Raw genomic sequence first — 25,563 nt, 5'->3', positions numbered from 1 at the left:
TCCCACCTTGTTCCGATATTTGCTTGTTAGAAACGATCATTAGAGACGATAAAAAGATAACTAAACAAAGATAAGTAAACTTAGTAAAAAAACTACCGCACCTTAAGTCCAACGAGAGCGATATTGCGGGTAACAATCGCTCGAAAACGTTGAATACTCGAAAACGGTTACTACGAGATAAAAACGATGAAACTGTCACCAACAAAATTAATCGTCTTCAATTAATTTATAAATCACAAACAAGCTCACCTGTAATAAAACAAATAGCACACTAGAAATAATGACGTATTTATTATCAAACAGACCAACTCCGTGAAGAATGAGGTCATACATTAGAAAAACACCAATGATAATCGCTATCAACATTTGCAAAAAACGGATAAATCGCGGCATGTTCTTCTCCTGAAAATTCAATGAGTTGTTTTAGGGTTAACAGCCCCTAGTATATACTCAACAGGCCTTAGTACACAAAAGGTGCAGCTATTGCTACACCTTTTGTTGTTCTTACGCTTTAAAAGTAACTAAACATTACTGAGCCGTTTGCGCAATTTTGACTCGCCAAGTATCTGGGCCAATCTGATGTGCATTTGCTCCTGTTGAGTCGACGGCCACAGTGACAGGCATGTCTTCAACTTCAAATTCATAGATTGCTTCCATACCCAAATCTTCAAACGCAACGACACGGGCCTTCTTAATGGCTTTCGCTACTAAGTAAGCAGCCCCACCTACCGCCATCAGATACACGGCTTTATTTTTCTTAATAGACTCAACCGTTGCAGGCCCACGCTCTGCTTTACCAATCATGCCCATCACACCGACATCTTCTAACATCATGTCAGTAAACTTATCCATTCGAGTCGAGGTTGTCGGGCCTGCAGGCCCAACAACTTCATCACCGACGGCATCAACCGGGCCTACGTAGTAGATAAATTTCCCTTTTAGATCGACCCCTTCTGGTAAGCTCTCGCCATTTTGCAACATGGTTTGAATGCGCTTATGAGCCGCATCCCGGCCAGTAAGAATTTTACCTGACAGCAGCACGGTTTCTCCCGTTCTCCATGTTTCGATCTCTTGTTGTGTGACAGTATCCAAGTTCACTCGACGGGTATTTTCCCCCGCTTCCCAAGTAATTTCTGGCCAATCTTCTAACTTAGGAGGGGTTAATTCTGCCGGGCCTGAGCCATCTAGCGTAAAGTGTACATGGCGAGTCGCCGCACAGTTAGGGATCAAGCAAACGGGTTTTGAAGCCGCATGAGTTGGCGCGGTTTTAATTTTTACATCAACAACGGTTGTTAAACCACCTAGCCCTTGTGCACCAATGCCCAGATTATTTACTCGGTTAAAGATGTCTAACCGAAGCTCTTCTTCAGCATTTTGTGGGCCACGCTTAATTAACTCTTGGATATCAATGTGTTCCATCAAAGATTCTTTGGCTAAAACGGCTGCTTTTTCTGCCGTTCCTCCAATACCAATTCCTAACATTCCGGGAGGGCACCAACCCGCCCCCATGGCAGGTAATGTTTTTTCTACCCATTCAGCAATATCATCCGACGGGTTTAGCATTGCCATTTTCGTTTTATTTTCACTACCGCCACCTTTCGCGGCGATTTGAATATCAACCTTGTTACCCGGCACCATATTAATGTGCACAACGGCTGGTGTATTATCTTTGGTATTGATTCGCTTACCCGCAGGATCCATCAATACCGATGCTCGTAGTGGATTTTCTGGATTAGTATAAGCCTGACGAACGCCTTCATCGATCATTTGTTGCACTGTCATATCGGTCGCGTCCCACTGAACGTCCATGCCAATATTGACAAAACAAGTAACAATGCCAGTATCCTGACAGATAGGGCGGTGTCCTTCTGCTGACATGCGTGAGTTAATCAAAATTTGGGCAATCGCATCTTTTGCCGCTTGGCTCTCTTCGCGATGGTAGGCTTGTTCTAATGCTTGAATAAAATCAAGGGGATGGTAATAAGAAATGTATTGAAGAGCATCAGCAACACTGCTGATCACATCTTGCTTGCGTATAACCGTCATTGCATGCCTCGTTATCATTATGCTTCCATGGGCCGACGCTTTGAGAATGTGTCTGAACGTCAGTAATGCCAAAGGCGAAAAACGACTGAATTAAACACATTGATCAAATAGCAGCTTTTAGCGTTTTATATTGATGCCTAACCTCAAGAGAAAAAACCTATGCGGTCAACTGCTTGAGGTTACGCTTTTATATGATACTCTTGCTTTCCTCAACACGCTATGCAGCGAAGCCTCCCTTTGTCACAAATTACACAAATGAACGCAGAAGAAAAAAAATCAATACAGATTCAATCCATCAACTATCAAAAAAACCTCGCCCATCAGCTTTTTTCTCAGATTGAGCATCTTCCGTGGGCCATGCTGTTACGCTCACCATCAAAACAGCATACAGATAGCCGGTTTGATATTGTGGTGGCTAACCCGATTGTGACTTTAACAACCTTTGACGATAAGACCGAAATCTGTGAACCACAAAGAGTGACAACGTCACTCAAAGACCCTTTTGAGCTTATAGCACAACTACAAGCCACCTATTTGCCTCATGTTGACAACCAGCTTGATCTGCCCTTTATCGGGGGAGCGCTAGGCTACTTTAGCTATGATCTAGGGCGACAAATTGAACCATTACCCTCCCGTGCAATCCATGACTTATCGATGCCAGACATGGCGATTGGCCTGTATGAGTGGGCAATCGTCATCGATCATCAGCAAAAAATGGCTTACTGGGTGGGTCTTAACCTGACCAAAGCACAAACTTGGCTACAATCACAATCACAATCACAATCACAATCACGACCATTTCAACTGACTACGGCTTGGCATTCAAACATGTCCGCAGAACACTACCAGCAAAAATTCGCCCAAGTACAACACTATTTACGATCGGGTGATTGTTATCAAATCAACCTTGCTCAACGTTTTAAAGCTGGTTACCAAGGTAGTGAATGGCTCGCTTACCAAAAATTAGAACAGAGCAATCAGGCTCCTTTTTCTGCCTTCATACGGCTAGAACAAGGCGCGATTCTCAGCGTTTCACCGGAACGCTTTATACTCATTGATCAAGGTGAGATTGAAACCAAACCGATTAAGGGAACTCGCCCACGGAGTGATAACCCACAGCAAGATAGGATGAATGCGATGGAACTGGCTGAAGCAGAGAAAGATCAAGCCGAAAATTTAATGATCGTTGACCTACTACGTAATGATATTGGCCGTGTGGCCAAACCTGGTAGCGTTCATGTCCCTAAGCTCTTTGCCATCGAAAGTTTTCCGGCCGTTCACCATTTAGTCAGTACCATTCGCGCTCAGTTGGATACACATTATCAACAAACCGATTTGTTACGCGCCAGTTTTCCCGGCGGCTCAATTACAGGAGCCCCCAAGGTTCGAGCGATGCAGATTATTGAGGAGTTAGAACCACATCGCCGTAGTGCTTATTGCGGCTCCATTGGCTATATCAGCCGTCATGGACGCATGGATACCAGCATTAGTATTCGTACCTTGCTCGCGCATCAACAACAATTGTATGCGTGGGCTGGGGGCGGAATTGTCGCAGACAGTGACTGTGGCGCTGAATATCAGGAAACGTTAGATAAACTCTGTTGTATCCTGCCTATTCTTGCACAGTAAAATAGGATAAAAATCGAGAACCGATGGACACCGCTAACTTGACTAGAGATCAACTGTTACAACGTTTTCTTTTAACCATGCCCAGTGACTATCATGCGCAATCACTCCATCGTGCCGCTCATTTATCGCCTGATTCATTACAAAAAGCGTCCGTCTTGGTTGGATTTGTTGAACGTAAGCACGGATTAAATGTTATTTTCACAAAACGAGCGGCTCACCTTAAACATCATCCGGGGCAGGTTAGCTTTCCTGGCGGAAAATATGAAGAAAGTGATGGATCGCTTTATCAAACCGCTAAGCGTGAAACTCAAGAAGAAATTGGTGTCTCAATGTGTGACATAGAAATCTTAGGTAAACTACCCGATTTAGTCACCGTCAGCCGTTTTGTGGTCACGCCTATTGTGGGATTGATTGATGCCAGTTATAACGCTCGCATCGATCCTAATGAAGTTGATGAAATTTTTGAAATTCCAGCCTGTTACTTACTTGATCAACGTAAACTCTATAGTGGTACTTTTCAAATACAAAATACCTGGCATAGAGTATTTGCGCTGCCATATAAACATCATTTTATATGGGGTATGACCGCTCAAATCATTCAAGCGCTACAAAAACACATTAATCTTCCCCATTAATCGCGATTTATCGGCTTTTATTGTATGGCTTTTTTATCTACTTTTATCTTGTCATCGCCACAAATAAACGCTCGTCATAAGATAAACTTAGTCAAATGCGACTTCGAATAAATCTATCTAATCAATTCATTAACATTTTTTACATGTAGCACAGTTTTTTCGTGATCGTGAGTTAGTTTTTGACATCTCATTCAATAACACAGGTAATACATGATTTAGATCTATTTTTTATTGTAAAAAAAAACGCAAAATTGCATCCGATTTATTTCCTGTTCCCAAAATGAGTAAATTACCCATGAACACAACCACAAAGGTTTTATCGACCACACAATCTTCTGGTAAATGGACCTATAAAGATTTTGTATGGTCACTGTCACTTTTTGGCACTGCCGTCGGCGCGGGTGTCCTTTTTTTACCAATTAAAGCTGGTGCGGGTGGATTTTGGCCATTAGTTATTTTAGCCCTACTCGCTGCTCCTATGACTTGGTTTGCCCATAAAGGATTAGCTCGTTTCGTCCTTTCTGCCAGCAAACCTGACTCTGATATTACAGATACCGTTGAAGAACACTTTGGTAAAACTGGCGCTAACCTTATCACTTTTGCTTACTTTTTTGCCATTTACCCTATTGTTCTCATCTATGGTGTCGGCATTACCAATACCGTAGACTCTTTCTTAGTCCATCAAATCGGTATGGCTTCAATTCCGCGTTGGCTACTCTCTGGTGCACTCATTGCAACCATGACTGCAGGAGTGGTATTTGGTAAAGAGCTGATGCTAAAAGCAACATCGGCCATGGTTTATCCGCTGGTTTTTATTTTACTCGCACTTTCCTTCTTTCTGATTCCAGACTGGAATACCTCTATGATGGAAACCTCACCAGATTGGTCGGCAATGCCGGTCATTGTGTGGCTTGCTATTCCTATCATCGTTTTTTCTTTTAACCATAGTCCGATCATTAGCCAATTCACTAAGGTACAACGTCTTGAGCATGGTGATAATGCTGTCGCAAAAACAGATATGATTACCGCCGGATCAGCTATGATGTTAATGGGCTTCGTGATGTTTTTTGTTTTCTCGGTAGTACTGTCTCTGACGCCCGAGCAACTTCATATGGCGCAAGAACAAAACATCAGTGTATTGTCTTATCTTGCTAATGTGCATGAATCACCATTGATTTCTTATCTAGGTCCAATTGTCGCCTTCGCTGCAATTACGTCGAGTTACTTTGGCCACTTCTTAGGCGCTCATGAAGGTTTAGTCGGATTAGTCAAATCACGTAGCCAACTCTCCATTAGCAAAATTGAAAAGATCTCATTAGTCTTTATCGTTCTCACAACTTGGATCATTGCTATTATTAACCCAAGTATTTTAGGCATGATCGAAACGATGGGCGCTCCAATGATCGCCGCAATTTTGTTTATACTGCCGGTTTTTGCCATGAAAAATGTTCCTGCAATGGCAAAATATAAGACATCGGCACCGGTACAAATTTTTACAGTTATTTGTGGTTTTGCTGCTATTAGTTCTGTAATCTACGGCGCTCTTTAATCTATGCATCAATGTATTCTTCTAGGTGACTTGGCGTTGCAGGTAGGCAGCAAGTGAGAAAAGCCCCATGAATAGCGTTCAACGATATGGCTGGGATAAGCAAACGTCATCGGCATAGCGACTTCAAGTAAGAAGGATATATGAGCTTAAAACATAAAATATAATTGATAAATAGGCCTCCCTTTATAAGGGGGGCCTGATTTTGAGGCAATCAATATGATTAGTGTATTTGATATCTATAAAATTGGTGTCGGTCCGTCAAGCTCACACACGGTCGGCCCAATGAAAGCGGGAAAACAATTTATTGATGACCTGCGCGCGATGGGAAAATTGCGCGACATCACTAAAATTACCGTTGATGTTTATGGATCATTATCACTGACAGGGAAAGGTCACCACACAGATATTGCTATTATTATGGGCTTGGCAGGAAACACTCCTGAAAAAGTCGATATTGATGCAATTCCCAGCTTCATTGCTCGTGTTGAAGAAACCGAACGCCTTCCAGTCGGCATGCACTGTCATACCGTCGCCTTCCCCCGTGACGGCGGAATGAATTTTCATAAAACCAATTTATCACTCCACGAAAATGGCATGCAAATCCATGCTTGGATCGACGAACAAGTCGTTTATACCAAAACTTACTATTCGATCGGTGGCGGCTTTATTGTCGATGAAGAAAACTTTGGTAAAACCATTGACTCGCCGATCCAAGTTCCCTACCCATTTAGCAGTGCCGAACAGTTGGTCAATCAATGTAGAGAGCATGGATTATCTATTAGCACGTTGGTGATGGCCAATGAGAAAGCTATTCATTCGGATGAAGAAGTTCGCCGCTATTTTGCCAATATCTGGCGCACAATGCGTGAATGTATGGAGCGAGGTATGAGTACCGAAGGTATTTTACCGGGTCCTTTACGTGTACCACGCCGTGCCGCAGCATTACGCCAACAATTATTAACCTCAGAAAAAACCACTAACGACCCGATGGCCGTAGTCGACTGGGTAAATATGTATGCCTTTGCCGTCAATGAAGAAAATGCCGCGGGTGGTCGTGTCGTAACAGCACCGACTAACGGAGCTTGTGGTATTATTCCGGCAGTACTCGCCTATTACGATAAGTTCATTCAAACCGTCACAGAAAAAGATTATATCCGCTATTTTGCTACCTCGGGTGCTATTGGTGGGCTCTATAAACAAAATGCCTCAATTTCTGGAGCAGAAGTAGGCTGTCAGGGCGAAGTCGGTGTCGCCTGTTCCATGGCGGCTGCGGGATTAGCCGAACTATTAGGTGGCAGTCCAGAACAGGTGTGTATGGCTGCAGAAATCGCAATGGAACACAACCTAGGCTTAACCTGTGATCCTGTAGCAGGTCAGGTACAAGTGCCTTGTATTGAACGAAACGGAATCGCGGCAGTTAAAGCCATTAACTCAACCCGTATGGCTATGCGTCGCTCTTCCGCACCGCGAGTTTCTTTAGATAAAGTGATCGAAACCATGTTTGAAACCGGAAAAGACATGAATGCGAAATATCGTGAAACCTCTCAAGGTGGGTTAGCCGTGAAAGTCATCTGCTAATTTCGACACAAAACTCTGAGTATACTAAGCCTGATGCTCTGACATCAGGCTTTTTATTTTGCCCTACCCGGTATACACACACCCAGCGGTGCAAGTCTCTTTAATTTCGACTTTACTGAGCAAAGGCAGGCTAGGTTTCAATTGTTGCCAAATCCACTTTGCTAACACTTCACTGGTTGGATTCTCTAACCCGTCAATATCATTTAAATAATAGTGATCTAGACGCTGGTAAATCGGTTTGAATGCCGCTTTGATTTCTGCAAAGTCAATTAACCACCCAGTGTGAGGATCAACCTCTCCCGCCACATAAAGTCGAACTAAGAAGGAGTGCCCATGCAAACGGCCACATTTATGCCCTTCTGGTACATACGGTAAACGGTGGGCCGCCTCAAACATAAACTCTTTATAAATTTCGGTTTTCATCTCACTACTCGGGATTTTTAAAAAGAGCCGCAATACTACGTAATCAACGGGAGTGAGACAAGAGCATATAGAATACGTTTACTACATCACATATCCAATCATCAGATTTCGCCTAGAGTCACAGTCCATCGAACCTCGCATTGGCGATACTTACCATTAACGATATAGTCACAATGTCAGTATCATTTTAATAACAACACTATTCTTATGACAATAACAACAAAATTACTCCTGACCTTACTATCAGTTTTTGCACTGGTACTAACCGGCTCAACGCTCTACCAATACTTACAGCAACGCGATCTGATCCATTCAGTTCTTAGCGAACAACTGCACGATAAAGCCAGTAACTATTTTGATAGTCTCAACATGATGATGCTTACTGGCACAATGGCTCAGAAAGAAACACTACGACAAAAAGCATTAGCTCAAGAAGGTATTGAACAGGTGCGAATCCTACGCTCAGCATCAGTGGATCAATTCTATGGTCCAGGAGGTGAAGAGCAACAACCTGTCGATGATATTGATCAACGTGCTCTTAAGGGTGAAACCGTTATTGAACCCTTTCAAGCTGACTGGGGAACTGGACTGGTGGTGGCGTTGCCGATGAAATCGAGCGCTGATTATCGGGGAACAAACTGTATCGCCTGCCATATTGCACCAGAAGGCGAAGTCTTGGGTGTCATTCGTCTTGAATATAATCTTAACCATTTAAATAATATGGTTAGGCACCGGACTTGGATTGGGGTCGCTATCATGGCGAGTATCGCGTTACTCGGATTTCTCCTCACCTTGACGTTAATTCGAAACATCATCATCAGCCCGATTCAACAAACTTCACGCTTTATGCGCTTAGTCAGCGAAAGTAAAAACCTCTCTCAAAGACTCACCAATCAACGCAATGATGAACTAGGGTGGCTTGCAAACTCAATTAATTCGTTGCTGGAAACCGTATCAAACAGTTTGCAGCAAGTTCAACAAACCTCTCACTCTCTGGCTCATAGTGCCAAACAACTGACTCGCGTTGCCAAAACGACCGATCAAGCCGCAAACGATCAGCAGCAAGAAACCGCTGACGTACAGCTTAATATTGAACAAATGCAAACCAAGCAAACGGAAGTCGAAACAGCAACCTTAGATGCCTCTTCTCTGGTCACTCATACAACCGATGTTGCTCAACAAAGTGCCCAACAAGCTCATACCGCCAGTGAACAGCTCAAGCAATTAGTAGGCAACATCGAGTCAGTCAAAGAAAAAATATCACATCTAAATCAACAAACCCTACAAGTGTCAACCATATTAGATACGATACAAGCTATTGCCGATCAAACTAACTTACTCGCGCTGAATGCCGCCATCGAAGCAGCCCGAGCCGGTGAACAAGGACGAGGCTTTGCCGTTGTGGCCGATGAGGTTCGCCATCTTGCCTCACGAACCACTGAAGCAACGAGTAATATTGAAAACATTATTGATGAATTCAAACACGAAAGTCTCTCATCTTTACAATCCGTCGATTTAGTTTGTAGCGACGCGCATCAGCGTTCTAATGATGTGGAAACCCTTTCAATAGCAATGGGTCAAGTCGTAACAGAAATGCAGCAAGTATTAACTCACGCTAATCGTATTCAAGAACAAACACAGCAAACCACTGCGGTCAGTCATGAAGTACAAGGAAAAGTAGATACGATTACATCACATGCCAATGATACCTCTCAATCAGCAAGCCAAACGCGAGAAATAAGCGTTGATCTTGCTCAATTATCGCAGCAGTTAGAATTATTGCTCAACCAATTCACGCTTTCGAACAAGAATTGAGCAATGAAATGATATTAATGGTTGATGCAGAAAAATTGACAGGTAATATGTGCCATTGAATCTGTAAAATTTAATCCAACCCAATGTTTAGCCTATTTTTTAGTAAAAAGACTGTGAATGAACATTGGGTTGAATTTTTACCTCAATGGAGACTATATCAAACATGACTTACGCGCCTGTAAAAGACGTATTAAGCGGTAAGCTTGCAGTAGACAGTGAAGTCACTGTTCGCGGCTGGATCCGTACACGTCGCGATTCCAAAGCTGGAATCTCTTTTCTTGCCATATATGACGGCTCTTGTTTCAACCCGATTCAGGCCGTGGTTCCGAATAATCTCGATAATTATCAAGATGAAGTTTTAAAACTGACTACTGGATGTTCTGTTGAAATTACCGGTACAGTGGTTGAATCTCCAGCCAGCGGCCAAGACTTTGAATTAGCCGCTACACAGGTTAATGTCGTAGGTTGGGTTGAAGATGCTGAAACCTATCCAATGGCCAAAACGCGTCATTCTATTGAATACTTACGAGAAGTCGCCCACTTACGTCCTCGTACCAACGTCATCGGGGCGGTAGCCCGAGTTCGTAACTGTTTGGCTCAAGCGATTCATCGCTTCTACCATGAACAAGGTTATTACTGGGTTTCCGCACCGTTAATTACCGCATCTGATGCTGAAGGTGCGGGCGAGATGTTCCGCGTATCTACTCTCGACCTAGCCAACTTGCCCCGTAAAGACAACGGCGATATTGACTTTAACGAAGACTTCTTCGGCAAAGAGACCTTTCTCACCGTTTCGGGTCAGTTAAACGCTGAAGCTTACGCTTGCGCATTGAGCAAAGTATACACCTTTGGCCCGACTTTCCGCGCGGAAAACTCAAACACTAGCCGTCACTTAGCAGAATTTTGGATGGTCGAGCCGGAAATTGCTTTTGCTGACCTAAACGATGTCGCTAAGCTAGCTGAAGACATGCTTAAGTATGTGTTCAACGCTGTATTAACCGAACGTCGTGACGATCTTGAATTTTTTGCTTCACGTATTGATAAAGAAGCCATCACACGTTTAGAGCAATTTGTACAATCAGACTTTGCACAAGTTGACTATACCGATGCTATTTCGATTCTGCTTGATTCTGGTCGCAAATTTGAATTTGACGTTGAATGGGGTATTGACCTTTCTTCTGAGCATGAGCGCTATCTGGCCGAAGAACACTTTAAAGCACCTGTCATTGTGAAAAACTATCCCAAAGACATTAAAGCTTTCTATATGCGCATGAATGAAGATGGTAAAACTGTGGCCGCAATGGATGTATTAGCACCAGGAATTGGTGAAATTATCGGTGGTTCGCAACGTGAAGAGCGCTTAGATGTACTTGATGCACGTATGATTGAGATGGGTATCGACCCCGAACATATGGGTTGGTATCGTGATTTACGCCGTTATGGCACTGTACCTCATGCCGGGTTTGGCCTTGGTTTTGAGCGTCTTGTCTCTTATGTGACAGGCATGGGTAACGTGAGAGATGTGATTCCATTCCCTCGTACACCACGCAGTGCCAACTTCTAAACCGCTTTCACAATCAAAAAACCTTCGCTAAGCGAAGGTTTTTTTCAGTTTCCATTGGACTATGGTTGTCAGTATGCAGCCAGAAAGGTATAAAGAACTGAAAACAATCTTCTCACTTTAACTTTACATGGATGAATATTATGTTTGAAAAAGTTGTGGCGGCCCCGGCGGACCCTATTCTTGGTTTAACTGAAGAGTTTAAAAGCGATGCTCGAAAAGAAAAAATCAACTTAGGTGTGGGCATCTACAAAAACGAAGCGGGACAAACGCCTGTTCTTGCAACCGTAAAAAAAGCAGAAGCGGCGCTCCTTGAATCAGAAAAGACCAAGTCTTATTTGACCATTGAGGGAACCGCTGAATATGCCCTTGCGGTGCAAAAGCTATTGTTTGGCGATACCTCTACTATCGTAAACAATCAGTTAGCAAAAACAGCGCAAGCACCGGGGGGGACTGGAGCACTACGCGTTGCCGGTGAGTTTATTAAACGCCAATTAGGTGATGTAAAAATTTGGATCAGCAACCCAACATGGGCTAACCATCATGGGGTGTTTAATGCCGCTGGACTCGAGACCGTTCAATATGCTTATTATAACGCCGCATCGAAAGATAAAGACTTTGCTGCGATGGTATCAGATCTTGAGCAAGCAAATACGGGTGACGTGGTGCTACTTCATGGATGTTGCCATAACCCAACCGGTATTGACCCAACATTAGAAGAATGGGAAAGATTAGCAAAGCTAGTTGCCGATAAAGGTTTATTACCACTATTTGACTTTGCCTATCAAGGCTTTGCCAAAGGTGTAGAAGAAGATGCAGCTGGGCTACGTATTTTTTCTCAATATAACCAAGAGATTTTAGTCGCCAGTTCTTTCTCGAAAAACTTTGGCTTATACAACGAACGAGTGGGTGCATTCACCTTAGTGGCAAACTCAACCGCTGTGGCAGAAACGGCATTTTCTCAAGTGAAGGCTATTATCCGTTCAATTTACTCCAACCCGCCAGCACATGGTGCAGCGGTCGTTACTTATATTCTCAACCATCCAGAACTTCGTGCAGAATGGGAAGCAGAAGTTGCCGAAATGCGCGTACGTATCCAAGAGATGCGCGAGTTATTTGTGACGACATTGAAAAATATCGGGGTAGCCGCTGATTTTAGTTTCATCGAACGTCAAAATGGCATGTTCTCATTTTCTGGATTGAGCAAAGAACAAGTTCAACGTTTAAAAGAAGAGTTTGCTATCTATATCGTGGGTTCAGGCCGTATCAGCGTTGCCGGAATGACGAAATCGAACATGTCACCACTGTGTAACGGTATTAAAGCGGTATTATAAGCATTAATAACCTCTTACTTAAGAGTTGGGTACACCCAACTCTTTTTCTTCGCTCTTCATTGCTCACATTTGGTACAATACCTCATCACCAATATTGAGAATATTCAGCGAGATAAACTAAAATCCTTTGGTAGGATTTTACATGAAAAAACACTCGCCTTCTTCTGATTCAACTTTAGCTAAGGTTGATTAAACCCTACTCACATTTTCTCTGAGAAACCACAGGAGTTACTTCATGGAAGCCGAATTACTAGAAATAAAAAACTTCCTCACCCAATACCCTCCTTTTAATGAGCTTCCAGAACATATCTTGCAAGATATTGCTCATCATGTAGAAATTGCTTACTTTCGCCAAGACACGCCAATCATTCATGCAGGTGATCATATTCAAGATCTATACATGATAAGAAGTGGTGTTGTTGAAATTTATCGACGCAAAGGCGAACTGTATAACCGAATCACCGAAGGTGGCTTGTTTGGCCAGATGGGGCTATTAACCAACAACAAAGTCAGCTTTCCGGTGACGGCAATTGAAGATACATTGATCTATTGTATTCCTGAAGCTATATTTCAGAAACTTTATGATGAATATGATACCTTTGCCGATTATGTTGAAGTCCAAGATAGTGCACGCCTACGTCAAGCCATTTCCAACACAGCCGAACAAAATGATTTAACCACCGCCAAGGTTAAGCGATTACTCACCCGTGAAGCACCTTTTGTGTATAACGATGCGTCGATTCAAGATGCAGCAGTCAAAATGTCAGAAGAAAACGTCTCATCGCTACTGATCATTGACCCCAATATTATGCAAGATAATGAAGATGACAGTAGCCCAGTCGTTGGCATCATCACAGACCGTGACTTATGCCGACGTGTGATTGCGACCGATCTCGATCATAGTCAGCCCGTCACTGAAGTCATGACCAGCGAGGTTATTTCACTCGATCACAACGCCTATGTCTATGAAGCCATGCTCACTATGCTACGCTATAACGTGCATCACCTTCCGGTTCTAAAAGAAAATAACCCTATCGGCATCATAGAAATTACCGATATTGTCCGCTATGAATCGCAAAATTCCTTATTACTCGTGAGTAGTATTTTCCAACAAAATAGCGCCGATGATTTAGCTCAGCTCTCTAAACAAGTGAAAGACGCTTTTGTTCGTTTAGTCAATGAAGATGCAAATTCCCATATGGTCGGCACCGCAATGTCAACCATTGGACGGAGTTTCAAGCAACGTATCATTGAGTTAGCAGAAGAAGAGCTTGGCCCCGCACCGATCCCCTACTGCTTTTTAGCATTAGGCTCCATGGGACGTGATGAGCAGTTGATCGTCACCGATCAAGACAATGCGATTATTCTTGATGACAGCTATGATGAAACGATACACGGCGACTATTTTGCCAAACTCGCTACCTTGGTTTGTGATACCTTGGATAAATGTGGCTATAGCTATTGTACTGGCGATATTATGGCGACCAACCCAATGTGGCGAATGACACGCCAGCAGTGGGAAACATGTTTTGCCGATTGGATTGATAACCCAAACCCGAAAGCGCTATTGAATGCATCCATCTTTTTTGATTTAGATGGTGTTTATGGGCGATTAAAATGGGCAGAACAACTCAATGGATTTATTGTTCGTCGAGCAAGACGCAATAACCGCTTTCTCGCCTGTTTAGCTCGCAATGCGCTGAATCGCACGCCTCCACTTGGTTTTTTTAAGAATTTTGTAATGGAAAAAGATGGTCAACATAACAATTCAATCAACTTAAAACGCCGCGGAACCGCACCACTAGCAGATTTAATTCGTGTTCACGCGCTTGCGGTTGGTTCTCGCTCAAAGAACTCTTTTGAGCGGTTAGATGATGTAATTGATGCAGGGATCTTGCCTAAAGGTCGAGGGCTAGATTTGCGAGATGCACTGGAATTTATTTCGATGGTTCGCATTCGCCACCAAGCCCTAGATGTGGAAAATGATATTCAGCCAGATAACAATATTGAACCTGAAAATCTTTCTGAATTTGAACGTCGAAATTTAAAAGATGCTTTTCAAATCTTAAGCAATGCCCAAAATTTCCTCAAATATCGCTATCAGGCCAGTAGTAACTTTAAGTAAGGGTGATCATGAAACGACTTTTTCAAACGCCGAGCATTGATTGGCCTTATAAATATCGAGCCAAACAAGCGGTTGTTCATTCGCCATTGTTAAAACACTTCTATCAAGCAGAAATTACCAGTGGTAATACTGAGCTTGGCGAGATGGAATTTGTTGCGATGGACTTTGAAACCACGGGCCTCAATGCCGATAAAGATGAAATTATTACGATTGGTTTAGTGCCTTTTACTCTGCAGCGAATTTATCTCAATAGAGCAAAACATTGGACCGTTCGACCTCGCCAGAAATTAGATGAAGAGTCTGTCATTATTCACGGTATCACCCATAGCGATATTATGGGTGCGCCCGACTTAAGTGAGATCATTGATGACTTACTTGAGCAATTAACAGGCAAAGTGATCGTGGTTCATTTCCATAAAATTGAACGTGAGTTTTTAGATCAGGCCTTTAAACGCCGAATCAATGAAGGTATCGAGTTTCCTATTATTGATACGATGGAAATTGAGGCTCAAATCCAGAAAAAAATAACCGCAGGCCTTTGGAACCGATTAAAAGGGAAAAAAAAGGCATCGCTACGATTAGGGCAAACCCGGGAGCGCTATGGGCTACCGAGTTATCACCCACATCATGCCTTAACCGATGCTATTGCAACGGCTGAATTAATGCAGGCACAAATCGCCCATCACTATTCTCTTCAGCACCCGGTGCGATTGTTCTGGTTATAATCAGAGGAGCCTTGGCTCCTCCGATTTAGTTAACACTGCTATTTATAATTTAAAACGGCGAATTTCTTCATCCAATTGATAAGAAAGTTGGGACAACTCTGCCGCTTGCGAAGCCGCTTCATGAGCTTCTTGCGCTAAATCATTAGAAGCATCACGAATTCCCACCGTATTACGCGTGATTTCAGACGTAACAGAGGCTTGCTCTTCTGCTGCAGAAGCTATTTGAGTCGCCATATCACTAATATTTTCAACTGCTTGATGGATCTGCATCAAGCTGGCTGCGGCCGAGTTCGCATCATCAACACTGGTATCCGCCAAGCGACGGCTATCATTCATAATGCTCACCGCTTTACCGGTTGTACTTTGCAACATTTCAATCATATTTTGAATTTCTTGCGTTGATGCATGCGTTCGCTGACTTAACACCCGAACTTCATCCGCTACAACGGCAAAACCTCGCCCTTGCTCCCCTGCTCGCGCAGCTTCAATCGCCGCATTCAGTGCCAACAAGTTAGTCTGTTCTGCAATGCCTTGAATCGTTGAAAGTATGGTGCTGATCTGGTTACCGTGCTCTTCTAATTCTTGAATAACATCGGTTGCAACCTGAACTTCTTGTGCTAGAGAATGAATCGAATTCTGAGTTTGTGATACTTGCGTTGCACCATGCGAGCAAGCATCAACCGCTTCCGATGAGTTTTGGGCGGTATTTTCAGAATTATTAGCAATTTCTTGCGTTGCTGCGGCCATTTCATTGATCGCGGTGGCCACCATATTGACTTCATCTTGCTGCATTCGAATACGGGCGCTTCGTTCTTCCGCATGGGCAGCGGTCATTTGAGACTGAGCAGACAATGACTGAGAAATCTGGCTTAACTGACTGACCATATGGTGCATATTGCCGACAAAAATATTAAAGTTTTTCGCTAAGCGTCCAACTTCATCATCACTGCGTGGTTCTAACCGTTGTGTTAGATCCCCTTCTCCAATCGCGATTTCTTCCAACGCTTTTGAAACACGAAGTAAATCACGGAATAAAAAGCTAACCAACCAAGACACGATCAACACAACAATGATCGTAATAATCAAGGCAGTCGCGAATAAACCGGTGAGTAATTGACGATGAGCAGCAAACTCGGTGGCTTTATCCATCTGCACCGCAAACATCCAAGGAGTATTAGGCACCGGAGTAAAGTAAAACAGAGTTTCTTGACCATTGATCGTCAATTCAAGCAACTGATGACGAACTGCCGCTTGTTCTAGGGCCGTCATATTGAGGGTTTTATTTAACGAAGCAACCGGTTTGAGCAGTAATGCCTTGTTAGGATGAGCCAGAAAATTACCATCTTGCGTATCGATCAACATGGTATAAGCTTTATCGCCTGCATCCATACTCAAAACGTCGGTAATGAGTTGATCAATTAAAACGTCAGCGCCCACAACACCAACAAATTGTCCGTTATCACGAACCGGTTCAGCAATGGTGACCAGTAAAGCTTTAGTGATCGCATCTTGATAAGCAGTGGTGATAATCTGCCTGCCTGCAGAAACGGCATCTTTATACCACGGTCGGGCTCTTGGATCATAGTCAGCACGATTTCGCTCAGGATGAGAACGATACATCTGACCATCCGACGTGCCTAAAAAAATATCATCAAACCCACCAGCGTTACGAGCTTGTTGTAAAAATGGAACAACATCCGGCTCAGAGCTATATTGATTAAAAGCTGTCGAAATGTTTTTTCGAATAGAAATCCAATCAGAAATTCCTTTCGCGGCGGTCGATGAAAGGGCTTCGGCACGAGCCACAATACCACGGTGAGTCTGTTGTTTCAGTTGATCGGCAGATAGCCAGGTTAACGCCGTAGCCATCACAAGCACTGCTGAAAGGCTTGAACCTATAAGTTTTTGTTTTAGAGTTAGTTTCATTGTCATTAATCATCGATAGAAGAAAATTTCAGGCAAAATAGTAACCATATTTATCATGCGTTGCACGAATTATGTCACTATGATTCACACTATCGATTATTTAGTTTTTGCATATACTCATGCCAGATTATCGGAAAAAATAAAGGCACTAAATATTGCGACTTAGTGCCTTTATTCATCATCTTAGCAAGTTCAGTGGGAAATTAGGTATAAAAGTACCCATCCATCACTTTATGATTCACTCAACCAATGTTACTTTTTCTGCTCAGTACGCATTCCCATAATCAAACTCACGCACATCAGCAAGAGAATAAAGGTAAATGGCAAGGCAGTAGAAATAGCCCCAGCTTGTAACGCCTGTACCGCTTCGGTACCACCAATCCACAATAAGGCAATCGCAATCGCTCCTTCCATGATCGCCCAGAATATGCGCTGTAGAACAGGTGCATCCATTTTTCCGCCAGCGGTAATACTATCAATCACTAACGATCCTGAGTCAGATGAAGTAATAAAGAAGACCAATACTAACACTACCGCAATAATCGATAATAATGTCCCCATAGGTAACCCATCAAACATTTGGAACATAGCCAGTGATACATCAGTTAACCCTTTATGGCCAAGCTCTCCAACATTATTAATCACCTCATCGATAGCTAAACCACCAAAGACCGACATCCAAATTACCGTCACTGCTGTCGGTACCAGTAATACTGCGGTGATAAATTCCCGGACAGTACGACCCTTAGAGACACGAGCAATAAACATTCCAACAAATGGAGACCAAGAGATCCACCAAGCCCAGTAAAAGACCGTCCAACCTTGGAACCATGCTTCATCAGCTCGCCCATGAGGGTTACTGAGTGGAATGATATTTTCAATATAAGCCATGAATGTGGTAGGAATGGAAGCGAAGGTTACCGCATAACCAATGATGGCCACTAACACTAGCAACGCAAAGGCAATTACCATGTTAATGTTGGATATCACTTTGACACCACCATCAATGCCTCTAACCACGGATACCGTCGCTAAAAGCGTGACCCCAATGATCACCACAATTTGTAAACCAATGCCCGCATCGAGACCAAAGACATGATGAATCCCACTAGCCGCTTGCTGTGCACCGAGACCCAATGAGGTTGCTAACCCAAACAAGGTTGCTAAAACGGCTAAAATGTCAACAACATGTCCAGCCCATCCCCAAGCTCTGTCACCAAGAATTGGATAGAAAATAGATCGGACAGAAAGTGGCAATCCTTTGTTATAACAGAAAAAAGCTAAAGAAAGCCCCACCACAGCATAAATCGCCCACGGGTGAAGTCCCCAATGGTACATGGTTGCGCCTAGCGCTAACTTTGCTGCTTCCGGAGTATTCGCTTCAACACCAAGTGGTGTTTCATACCAACCTGTAAAGTAGGCCACAGGCTCAGCAACACTCCAGAACATGAGGCCAATCCCCATCCCTGCTGCAAACAGCATAGCTAACCAAGAAATAAAGGTGTGATCAGCAACCGCTCCTTCACCACCTAAACGAATTTTTCCAAAAGGGGAGAAGATTAATCCTAAGCAAAATAGAACAAATAGATTACCTGACCAAATAAATAGCCAATCAAACGTCCCTATAATTTGCCACTTTACCCCATCAAGGACATTTTTGGCGGTATCAGCATCGCTAAATAGCGTTGCGACTAAAAAGAGTACAATCAGACCAGCACTAATACCAAACACCGGATTGTGGACGTCAAACCCCCACTTCTGAACATTGTCTTGTCCAACGGTGTAATCGGTACTATCGATGCTGTATTTATCGATTCCTCGTGTCATTTTTCCTCTCTTTTATTGATTCTAAATAGAACTCAATAACCATGACAACGAAATAGATTTCCGCAAGACTTCGACATAGGCAAGGAAAATATATTTCGTGCTCATAACTATAGAGCATAACAACGGGTCAATATGGTACACAAAATCAGATATATATCTAGTAAAACAGCAAAAAATCATGGTAAAAAGGCCGAAAAGCCCAGATTCAGCCGAAAAAATAACCAAAAAGTCAATAAAATTCATTTGACAACAAAAGATTAATACTCTTCACATTATTGCTATACATGCTCAAGAACGAGGATAAAAAAGAACGTATTCTATACTTTCAAATTAATGATAACTAAGGTATGTTCCGAGCTAATTTCTCCAGATGTTGTAGGTAAGTATTGTGGAAAAGCATGAAGAAGTCTTAGTGGCCATTCGCCAAATTATCCGAGCCATCGATTTACACTCGAAAAAGTTAAGTAAACATGCTGGATTAACCGGCCCGCAGTTGATTTTAATGCGCTCGATTGAGGCATTAGGAGAAGTAACCATCCGCCAGCTTTCAAAGCACACCAATATGAGCCAAGCAACGGCAACCACGATATTAGATCGCCTTGAACGAAATCATTATGTGCAACGGGTCAGAAGTAATACAGATAAGCGTAAAGTCCATGCCTATTTAACTGATGAAGGGAAAGCGTTATTAGCCAAAGCACCACAGCCGCTACAAGACAGCTTTGTTGCTCAATTTAGGCAGTTAGATGACTGGGAGCAGAGCTTATTGCTTTCCTCTGTGCAGCGCTTATCCTCGATGATGAATGCTGAAAACATGGATGTTGCTCCCATGCTAGAAATTGGTAGTATCACTAAAACAGAATAATCACTTTTAAACACCTGACACCGTTTAGGCATGATAAATAACAAAGCCCCGAACAATTCGGGGCTTTGTTATTGGTGACCGATTAAATCGCTTTATAGATAACTTTATTACCGGCTAGCTGCTCTTTGGTGACCAAGTTCTCTTCTAGTAACTTTTTCAAAGCGCCCGTTGCCCAAGAAGCAGCTTTGGTTTCTTCTTGTCCCGCCGCCAAACCAATGGCTTTAGGATTAATACCTGCTGCATTCGCTGCAACAATGTCTAATACTTGCTGCTGCTTTGGAGTTAATGCTCTTTCTACTGGAGACTGAGCTGAAACCTTATCAACCTTTGATTGTGGTTGTGCTTTTTTTTCAACAGCAGGTTTCGCTGCTACAGGCTTGGCCGTTTTGGGTACATCAGCAATATTTGCCACCATCGCTTTGATACGTTTTTGCAGTTTCGCCTGTACGTTACGCTTATGAGCAAGTCTCATCGAGTATCTCTCCATTTCACTGTTGGACACAGTGGTGAAAATTTAAAGCGCGTTTTATAGCAAAATTTACGAGTTATTTGTAGGGCATTGGTCAACTTCATACTGAAAAGCCGACATTTTGCTGACAAGCGACTAAAATATCAGCAGATAAAAAGCAAATTGAATAAAAGAAATTGACAACCAATTCATTAATATTTGCCGATGAGGATTGTATGCCGACTCTACACTTATCAAATTATCCTTTTTATTCTGCAACGGCAATGAAACGTATATTCGCACTGCCGCTCGTGATTCTCCTTTTCTTACTGATCTTGTTCGTTGACTGGCCGTTAAGCGGTCTATTATCTTGTGGATTATTACTCTTTACTGGCGTCGGATATGGATTGCTGTGTAAAAGCTGGGTTGGATTTACCCTAACGGCAACGCATTTCCAGCAACACTTTTATCATGGCGGTTGGGTTGTTCAGTGGAATAATATCCAACATATTGGCATTTGTAGCTATCAGCAAGAAGGATGGCATCAACCTTTGCCTTGGATTGGCCTGCACTTAAAAAACTATTCTCCTTTTTTAGAGGCAATTTGCCCTCGAATAGCAAGAGAAATGCTGTTAAGTCAACGCGCCCTACTCTATTTAGGGGCTAAACAGCAAAGTCAAACAATCCTTTTTGAAGACATCGTATTAGATTCAACCCCATATCAAGATGAAAAGGGGCACATCTATACTGGATTAATGGCGATGCTTGCCAATCGTATGCGTTATCAGCGGGAATATTATGGTTTTGATGTGTATATCGCAGAAGCGGATCTTGATCGTAGTGCTAGCGAATTTGTCGGTTTGACCCGGCGCTATCTCGCCGCTGCCGAGTCAAATGAGTAGCTAAAAATCAATAGAGCGGCATTTCATCAGCCACAAATGGGTTATTGACTCGCTCATGACCAAATGTTGAGATAGAACCATGACCTGGAATGAAAGTCACATCATTGCCAAGTGGCCATAATTTATGCTTGATAGAATCAATCAATGTATTGAAATCGCCTTTGGGAAAGTCGGTTCGCCCCACACTACCATTAAAGAGCACATCACCGACAAAGGCTAACCGTGCTTGTTCACTAAATAATACGATATGACCGGGCGTATGCCCAGGGGTATGTAATACGGTTAAAATTTGTTGACCAAAACTAATAGTATCCCCTTCTTCTAGCCATTGAGTGGGTTCAAATGCTTCAGTCAATGGAAAACCAAACATCTGGCTTTGCCCCTCTAACCCTTGCAACCAAAAGTTATCCGCTTTATGCGGGCCAAGAACCTCAATCCCACCTAATAGCTTCGCTAATGGCTGAGTTCCTCCGACGTGATCCAAATGGCCATGTGTTAATACTAAGTTGACCACACGAACACCGAGTTCATCAATCAACATATTAAGTTGTTTAACATCACCACCAGGGTCAATCACAATGCCTTGCATCGTTTCATCGCACCAAACAATAGAGCAATTTTGCGCAAAAGCTGTTACAGGAACAATTTGATATTTAAGAGACATGAGGCAAACCTGTTCAATAACCATAAAATATGGCAGAAACTATGACATTGTCACTGTCATTTGACAAGTCACGCTCCTCGCCATTGGCGAACCAATCCAGTATCAATATGAATAAAATGACTTTTTGGATAATAGCCTACACCACCCGCTTGCAATTTTAGCGCGGCAGTATGTACCAAAGATAATTCGACACCTTCTAATCGAAAATCGATCGCTTGTCCCAGCATGTGTAAACTTTTTTTGGCAACCCCTCCACGACTATGATTTAGGAGCATTTTATTCGTCGCCGGAGAGCGATAACCAGAAATAATCTCAACCTTTGCTGCGGTTCCAAGCAGAGCCTGGATGCGAGAGAGTTGATCAAACAGTTGCTTATCCATTGGATAGACTTCATTACGACGGAAATCTCGACAAAGGTGATTTAGCCGCTGCAATTCAGAGCGAACATATCGATGACCGTTAAAATAACAAGATTCAAGACTCTCGCCAGTGTGCGGATTATTCAGCATCAGCACTCTGGGCTCTTGAGGTAAAGAGGCATGAACAAATGAAGGAAATACCGCAGCAGAAGCGGCCCCCAACCCCGTTAATTGCAGGAAACGACGACGAGACAAATGCAAAATAAGACCTTCATTATTGATAAAGCGAGGGCGAAAATTAACTAACTCTGCCGCTAAAATCAAACCTTTCATGGCTAAAGCTAACATAAATCAGGTCAATAACTGCTCTTACTTATTGACAATAAAGATATTATTTTTATGTCATTTTTTAGTCAGTATTATTGAGTTAAGACGCGATCTAAATGATAAATATCATCACGAAAGTGCAGTTGTCCGGCATCATACCACGTAGTTTGGTAAATAATTTGAACGGGAATACGCTGTTTTAAAGCGATGGCATAGTTAGGCTCACGACTTTGGGTCATATCTGTTTGGTCATCGAGCCCTTGCGTTTTAAGTAATGTGTTAGCAAACAGATCGGCATTTTCAACACGGATACATCCAGAACTAAACGCTCGAGAACTATAATCAAATAAATGCTTGCTTGGTGTATCATGCAAAAAGATCGCGCGCCGATTTGGTGTATTAAACTTATAACGCCCCAACGCATTTCGATATCCCGCTTGCTGACGCAATCGATAAGGAAACGATTCTGGTTGTATATTTTCCCAATCAATTAAAGCAGGATCCATCGTTTGCTGCGATCCCCAACGCGGTAATATTTCCATATGCTGCCGGGTTAAATATTGGCTATCTCTCTTAGCCATCGGTAGAATATCTTCTACCATAATTTTATACGGCACATTCCAAGTTGGGTTGACTATTAATGAATCTAACCCTACCGTCATGATTGGGGTTGGGCGAGTGACACGACCAACCACCACTTTAGACTGAAATACCGTTTCTCCAGAATACCAATATTTAAGTTCAAAATTAGGCAGATTAACCACAATAGCCGTGGTGGAACTCGGCCATAAACGCATGCGTTCAGCGTTTAAAGCAATTAATCCTAAACGAGCATCCACAGATAAATTCAGCCATTTTAGTGTATTGGGGCCTATAATCCCGTCTGATACTAAGCCATGCAGTTTCTGAAACTGTTTAATCGGTTTCACTAAAGAGTTATCGTACCAAGAGACATCATCACGTATAGTGGTTATATCAATGTTCACTAATGCTAAACGTTGAATTAAAGTTTGCCGATCTTCAAGTTTATCCCCCACTCTTTTTAACCCGCGTTGTTGGTAATCGCTCAGTAATACTTCAGTTAGTGGTCGTAAAAAACGATAAGCATAAATCAACTGCTGATAAGTGGGATCTTGCGGAGTATAACGAAAAATCAGGTGACCCAATGTTTTTGAACCAACAGCAATATGTAAAGCTAAGAGAGCCGCCTCACTTGGAAGTGGTAAAGCACGCTCGAGCTTATTACCATTCAAAAACCAATCCATTCCTTGTTTTTCTGCTCGCTCTGCGTAACTTAGATACATAAGTAGCGTATCCGTAGCTAACAAATCATATTCAAGCCAAGCCTCGTGCTGCCTCTTATCAATCAACAGCGCTAAGCGGTGAGAAAAAAGTGGACTAATTTTAGCTCTATGGATCAACTCCAACTGTTCTTCAAATTGGGTACGAAGCAGCATATCGGTCCATATTCGTTGATCATTATGATGATGATATAGCTGCGCTAGCGTTTGAGGATAATAAAAGGAAAGTGTGCGGTTTTCATCAGCGGTTAGCCACCCCAGTTGCGTAAAATAAGGCGTTGCAGCGAGGGGAAAGCTAAAAAGAAGTAATAGTCCAACCGTCAGGAAACGATGTTTCATCACAACCCACCCTACAGAATTAGCATTGAACTAAGTATGGCAAAAGAACCACATTTAACCAAACTGTCCGGAGGACTATATTAAAGATAAAAACCTCATATAAATGAGGTTGTAAGCATGATTAGAGCTTTAAGCTGTGTTTACCATGAGCAACCTTCGCTTGTAAGTATTTTTCATTTCCATGCTTAATGTGAGCTGCAGTATTCACAACCTCAACAATTTCAATCCCATGTTCTTTTAGCTCACGAACTTTTTTCGGATTATTGGTCACTAAGCGGATCCTCGTTACCCCCAATGCTTTGAGCATTTGTGCGGCCTCGGTAAAATCACGAAGATCATCACTAAAACCAAGGTGATTATTAGCTTGGTAAGTATCCATGCCTTGGCTTTGTAATCGATAAGCATCAATTTTGTTATATAGTCCAATACCGCGCCCTTCTTGGCGCAAATAAAGAATAATACCTCCGTGCTCACCCATTTTATTGATGGTTTCTTCTAATTGTTCGCCACAGTCACATCGCGACGAATGAAACACATCACCAGTTAGGCATTCGGAATGCATTCGCACTAAAGGAATTGGTTGGGTTTTATCCGCGGATTGGAAGATGACCGCGACATGTTCTTTCTCTGTTTTTAGCCCTTGGAATGAAAGTATTTCTGCATCAATGTTACTTTTCAAACCGACTTTTAAATCAACTCTGGCTCTTACTTGTGCCATATCTGCACTCACTTGAATTTTTCTGGCTGCATGCTGGAATGGTATGCATCTTTCTACGTTATTGTGACTTTACTATGGGGATGACTCTCCTCTTTTTCAACGAAAAGATCACAATTTCAACATTTGTTATAATATAACATTTTCAAAAAACGGCAACAAAAAACCCAGCTTTCTTTACCGTTCAGCTGGGTTTTTTATCGATCAATCTAGCATAAAAAGCGCATACGTATATTAATGGCTTTGTGATTTTTTCCATACCGTTAGTTCAACCCAAATCTCTTCTAATTGCTTTAATTCTTCCGGCGTTAACAGAGATAAAGTCGTTTTTTCTTGAGGCAAAGAATGAGACTGGAATGCACCAATCTGCGCATAAAAATCTTTTTTTAATTGCGTAATGACGGCGTAATCCACAAAGAGCCCCTATGCTAATCGTTTAAAAGTTATTCAATTAATACAAATACTATCAC

At 42.5% G+C, this 25,563-nt stretch carries 22 protein-coding genes; 11 read left to right on the top strand and 11 right to left on the bottom strand.

Features of this window, described 5'->3' with window-relative positions; all coding sequences use genetic code 11:
• Positions 1–207: 207 nt before the first annotated feature.
• Entirely contained in the window at positions 208–393 is a 186-nt protein-coding gene (locus tag CAG57_RS00515; protein ID WP_099611191.1) for a hypothetical protein, read from the bottom strand.
• Positions 394–528: 135 nt separating this feature from the next.
• A complete protein-coding gene (locus CAG57_RS00510; RefSeq protein WP_161427809.1) occupies positions 529–2,046 on the bottom strand; it encodes a fumarate hydratase in 1,518 nt (505 codons plus the stop codon).
• Positions 2,047–2,283: 237 nt separating this feature from the next.
• Between CAG57_RS00510 and pabB the strand changes: the two genes are divergently transcribed.
• From pabB to CAG57_RS00490, 4 genes are all read left to right on the top strand, one after another.
• The gene (pabB, locus tag CAG57_RS00505) at positions 2,284–3,675 is read left to right on the top strand and encodes an aminodeoxychorismate synthase component 1 (RefSeq protein WP_161427808.1); all 1,392 of its coding nucleotides are present in this window, start codon (positions 2,284–2,286) and stop codon (positions 3,673–3,675) included.
• A gap of 23 nt (positions 3,676–3,698) precedes the next feature.
• Positions 3,699–4,310, top strand: a complete 612-nt coding sequence (locus CAG57_RS00500; protein WP_161427807.1) for a CoA pyrophosphatase — start codon at positions 3,699–3,701, stop codon at positions 4,308–4,310.
• A gap of 295 nt (positions 4,311–4,605) precedes the next feature.
• Positions 4,606–5,859 carry an aromatic amino acid transport family protein gene (locus CAG57_RS00495; protein WP_161428510.1) on the top strand — a complete coding sequence of 418 codons (1,254 nt, stop codon included), beginning with the start codon at positions 4,606–4,608 and terminating at the stop codon, positions 5,857–5,859.
• Between the two features lie 216 nt (positions 5,860–6,075).
• Positions 6,076–7,437: an L-serine ammonia-lyase gene (locus CAG57_RS00490; protein WP_099611189.1), complete on the top strand. Its 1,362-nt coding sequence runs from the start codon at positions 6,076–6,078 to the stop codon at positions 7,435–7,437.
• A 63-nt stretch (positions 7,438–7,500) separates the two neighbouring features.
• Here the strand turns inward: CAG57_RS00490 and queD are convergent, their stop codons facing one another.
• A complete protein-coding gene (queD, locus tag CAG57_RS00485) occupies positions 7,501–7,860 on the bottom strand; it encodes a 6-carboxytetrahydropterin synthase QueD (RefSeq protein WP_099611188.1) in 360 nt (119 codons plus the stop codon).
• Positions 7,861–8,067: 207 nt separating this feature from the next.
• Between queD and CAG57_RS00480 the strand changes: the two genes are divergently transcribed.
• The 5 genes from CAG57_RS00480 to CAG57_RS00460 all read left to right on the top strand — a co-directional run bounded on the left by CAG57_RS00480 (position 8,068) and on the right by CAG57_RS00460 (position 15,420).
• Positions 8,068–9,675, top strand: a complete 1,608-nt coding sequence (locus CAG57_RS00480; RefSeq protein ID WP_099611187.1) for a methyl-accepting chemotaxis protein — start codon at positions 8,068–8,070, stop codon at positions 9,673–9,675.
• Positions 9,676–9,838: 163 nt separating this feature from the next.
• Positions 9,839–11,239 carry an asparagine--tRNA ligase gene (gene asnS / locus CAG57_RS00475; RefSeq protein WP_099611186.1) on the top strand — a complete coding sequence of 467 codons (1,401 nt, stop codon included), beginning with the start codon at positions 9,839–9,841 and terminating at the stop codon, positions 11,237–11,239.
• Between the two features lie 140 nt (positions 11,240–11,379).
• Positions 11,380–12,570, top strand: coding sequence for an amino acid aminotransferase (locus CAG57_RS00470; protein ID WP_202597847.1), 1,191 nt, complete (start codon positions 11,380–11,382; stop codon positions 12,568–12,570).
• A 235-nt stretch (positions 12,571–12,805) separates the two neighbouring features.
• A complete protein-coding gene (locus tag CAG57_RS00465) occupies positions 12,806–14,695 on the top strand; it encodes a DUF294 nucleotidyltransferase-like domain-containing protein (protein WP_161427455.1) in 1,890 nt (629 codons plus the stop codon).
• 8 nt (positions 14,696–14,703) lie between these two features.
• A complete protein-coding gene (locus CAG57_RS00460; RefSeq protein ID WP_099611183.1) occupies positions 14,704–15,420 on the top strand; it encodes a 3'-5' exonuclease in 717 nt (238 codons plus the stop codon).
• Positions 15,421–15,462: 42 nt separating this feature from the next.
• Here CAG57_RS00460 and CAG57_RS00455 read toward each other — a convergent pair whose 3' ends face one another.
• Positions 15,463–17,346, bottom strand: a complete 1,884-nt coding sequence (locus CAG57_RS00455; protein ID WP_161427456.1) for a methyl-accepting chemotaxis protein — start codon at positions 17,344–17,346, stop codon at positions 15,463–15,465.
• 252 nt (positions 17,347–17,598) lie between these two features.
• On the bottom strand, positions 17,599–19,173 hold the full coding sequence (locus CAG57_RS00450; RefSeq protein WP_099611182.1) for a BCCT family transporter: 1,575 nt from the start codon (positions 19,171–19,173) through the stop codon (positions 17,599–17,601).
• Between the two features lie 388 nt (positions 19,174–19,561).
• Here CAG57_RS00450 and CAG57_RS00445 point away from each other — a divergent pair, with 388 nt between their 5' ends.
• Positions 19,562–20,038 carry a MarR family winged helix-turn-helix transcriptional regulator gene (locus CAG57_RS00445; protein WP_099611181.1) on the top strand — a complete coding sequence of 159 codons (477 nt, stop codon included), beginning with the start codon at positions 19,562–19,564 and terminating at the stop codon, positions 20,036–20,038.
• A gap of 82 nt (positions 20,039–20,120) precedes the next feature.
• Here the strand turns inward: CAG57_RS00445 and CAG57_RS00440 are convergent, their stop codons facing one another.
• Complete coding sequence (locus tag CAG57_RS00440) at positions 20,121–20,510, bottom strand: MarR family transcriptional regulator (RefSeq protein ID WP_099611180.1); 390 nt, start codon at positions 20,508–20,510, stop codon at positions 20,121–20,123.
• A gap of 212 nt (positions 20,511–20,722) precedes the next feature.
• Here CAG57_RS00440 and CAG57_RS00435 point away from each other — a divergent pair, with 212 nt between their 5' ends.
• Positions 20,723–21,388 carry a DUF2982 domain-containing protein gene (locus tag CAG57_RS00435; protein ID WP_099611179.1) on the top strand — a complete coding sequence of 222 codons (666 nt, stop codon included), beginning with the start codon at positions 20,723–20,725 and terminating at the stop codon, positions 21,386–21,388.
• Between the two features lie 7 nt (positions 21,389–21,395).
• Here CAG57_RS00435 and CAG57_RS00430 read toward each other — a convergent pair whose 3' ends face one another.
• The 5 genes from CAG57_RS00430 to CAG57_RS00410 all read right to left on the bottom strand — a co-directional run bounded on the left by CAG57_RS00430 (position 21,396) and on the right by CAG57_RS00410 (position 25,507).
• Complete coding sequence (locus CAG57_RS00430; RefSeq protein WP_099611178.1) at positions 21,396–22,052, bottom strand: MBL fold metallo-hydrolase; 657 nt, start codon at positions 22,050–22,052, stop codon at positions 21,396–21,398.
• 68 nt (positions 22,053–22,120) lie between these two features.
• Positions 22,121–22,672: a YcbK family protein gene (locus CAG57_RS00425; RefSeq protein WP_161427569.1), complete on the bottom strand. Its 552-nt coding sequence runs from the start codon at positions 22,670–22,672 to the stop codon at positions 22,121–22,123.
• A 158-nt stretch (positions 22,673–22,830) separates the two neighbouring features.
• The gene (locus tag CAG57_RS00420) at positions 22,831–24,378 is read right to left on the bottom strand and encodes a L,D-transpeptidase family protein (protein WP_161427568.1); all 1,548 of its coding nucleotides are present in this window, start codon (positions 24,376–24,378) and stop codon (positions 22,831–22,833) included.
• Positions 24,379–24,499: 121 nt separating this feature from the next.
• Positions 24,500–25,096 carry a GTP cyclohydrolase II gene (locus CAG57_RS00415; protein ID WP_099611176.1) on the bottom strand — a complete coding sequence of 199 codons (597 nt, stop codon included), beginning with the start codon at positions 25,094–25,096 and terminating at the stop codon, positions 24,500–24,502.
• Between the two features lie 231 nt (positions 25,097–25,327).
• Positions 25,328–25,507, bottom strand: a complete 180-nt coding sequence (locus CAG57_RS00410) for a hypothetical protein (RefSeq protein WP_099611175.1) — start codon at positions 25,505–25,507, stop codon at positions 25,328–25,330.
• Between the last annotated feature and the right edge of the window lie 56 nt (positions 25,508–25,563).

Source organism: Vibrio sp. V30_P3S12P165 (assembly GCF_009904905.1).
GTDB lineage: Bacteria > Pseudomonadota > Gammaproteobacteria > Enterobacterales > Vibrionaceae > Vibrio > Vibrio fujianensis.
Note: the sequence above shows the minus strand (reverse complement) of the source record. Positions and strands in the feature narration are given on the sequence as shown.